Origin of the sequence: Tabrizicola sp. YIM 78059 (assembly GCF_004959785.1) — a bacterium.
Classification (GTDB): domain Bacteria; phylum Pseudomonadota; class Alphaproteobacteria; order Rhodobacterales; family Rhodobacteraceae; genus Tabrizicola; species Tabrizicola caldifontis.
On record NZ_SJZH01000076.1, the window covers coordinates 1 to 397 of the forward strand.

At 72.5% G+C, this 397-nt stretch carries 1 pseudogene; it reads right to left on the reverse strand.

From position 1 onward, the window contains the following. Positions 1 to 397, reverse strand: a pseudogene (locus EZM81_RS18110) (calcium-binding protein); the annotation flags it as partial.

The following is a 397-nucleotide window of genomic DNA, read 5'->3' on the forward strand; positions in this document are numbered from 1 at the left end:
GTCGTTCCCGCCACCCCCGATCAGATGGTCCGAGCCGCCCTCGCCGCGCAGCGTGTTCGCCCCCGCGTCCCCGGCGATCCGGTCGGCGAACCGTGTCCCGGTCACCGCCTCGATCCCGACCAGCACATGGCCCGCCGCCGCCCCCGCATTGCGCCTCGGATCGCCAAGGTCGATCTCTGCACCCGAATTCGCGCCGGCATAGCTGGCCAGGTCGATGCCCGCCCCACCCTCCAGCCATTGGGCGCCTGCCCCGGCCAACAGCGTGTCGTTGCCGTCGCCGCCAAAAAGGCGGTCGGCACCATCGCCCGCGTGAAGCAGATCGTTGCCCGCCCCGCCATACAGGCCGTCCGCGTCCGCCCCGCCGTAAAGCACATCGTTGCCCGCGCCGCCGTCCAGC